This window comes from Haloquadratum walsbyi J07HQW2 (assembly GCF_000415985.1).
Classification (GTDB): Archaea; Halobacteriota; Halobacteria; order Halobacteriales; family Haloferacaceae; genus Haloquadratum; species Haloquadratum walsbyi_B.
In genome coordinates this window covers 2971781-2973142 of sequence record NZ_KE356561.1, presented here as the reverse complement: position 1 = coordinate 2973142, position 1362 = coordinate 2971781, and the positions used below count along the sequence as shown (strand labels likewise).

Genomic DNA, 1362 nt, shown 5'->3' with positions numbered 1-1362 from the left:
TCATCAGTTGTTTGTGACTATGACGCAGCATCTGACTATCTGTGATCTCATATCCAGCAGCCGCAATTACGTCGATGATATCAGCATCACTGAGTTAACCGAATTATATCGAACTATGACAGTTCCAGTCGTTGGTCGTGTTTCGTGCGCAATGATCTCATGGGTGTCATCAAGCGCATTTTCAACTTTATTAGCGCACGATGGACAGTCCATTTCCGGGACTGTGAACTCTGATGTCGTCTCACTCGTATTTTCCACACCGTATCCTGCCTGTTGAATCCGACTAATTATCGCATCGGGAGTGACCTCCCCACTCTCATATGATACTGTGAGCACTCCGGTTGCTACTTGTGAGTCGATATTCTGGATTGCATCTAATTTTCTGACGCTGTTGATAACCTTCTGTGCACAGGATGGACAATCCATCGCTGGAATTGAAAACTGAGTCACATCTGGGTTATTAACTGACTGGGAGAGTTGGTCTGTGTCTTCTACTTTGTGTTGAGGGGTTGTAGAAGCATCATCCGGCGGTATATCAGTACTATCGGTGGATTCCGAATCATGCATAGTCGTTACCGTGAGGTAGTTGCCATAGACTTATTAAATCGACTGCTATTTAGAGCGTATTTTATGATATACTTCAATAACAATGGTATGCTGAGTTATTAAATCTGGATATACCGTTTCATACTGTTCGTGATTTCCCTCTCATATATGTAAGGGAATACTCGCACTACCCTACTTCATTTTAAATTCTGAGGCAGATACTTGAGTCTCGTATACACTAGCGTCAGCTTCCTGTGGATACACGGATCAAAGATAAACATAAACAGTTAGTTCGCGTATTCGATTGCGGCTGTCACCGAGGATCCAATAAATTCATAGAATCGTCCACGAAGGCTATCTGAGTGTTGTGACATTTGTGTTATCACAACAATGTGATCATCCTCAACGGCAAAGATGATATCAAGCGATTGTCCAAAGAAATCGCCACGCATGATGAACTTATTATCAGCGTATAGTCCATCGTGATTTGGAGACGCCTGTCGACAAATATAGCCAGTCTCCTCTCTGAGTACTTTCTTGAGTTGAGAGCTACTTAGATATCGCTTGGACTTCTCCGCAGCGGTGTTGGTGATAATTATTGTATCAAGAGACATGATATATTAGAGGTTATACAACAATAAGAAACCAAATTGGAAAATGATGTCTATTATTATGTACGGGGAAATCAAATAAGTCGAAATAAGCGTAGTATTAACGCCGCTAGCGCTCAATATGTGATATAATGTCTGAGATGATGGTCCGGAGTATGACATTGATTTCCGTGCGATCCAGTGAGTATGAGATCGGTCGTGGGGA

Annotated in this window: 2 protein-coding genes; both read right to left on the bottom strand. The window is 42.2% G+C overall.

The annotated features are described in order from the left end of the window. Positions 1-66: 66 nt before the first annotated feature. The gene (locus J07HQW2_RS13995; RefSeq protein WP_021056235.1) at positions 67-567 is read right to left on the bottom strand and encodes a heavy-metal-associated domain-containing protein; all 501 of its coding nucleotides are present in this window, start codon (positions 565-567) and stop codon (positions 67-69) included. A 266-nt stretch (positions 568-833) separates the two neighbouring features. Beyond that, complete coding sequence (locus tag J07HQW2_RS13990; RefSeq protein ID WP_021056234.1) at positions 834-1160, bottom strand: hypothetical protein; 327 nt, start codon at positions 1158-1160, stop codon at positions 834-836. Between the last annotated feature and the right edge of the window lie 202 nt (positions 1161-1362).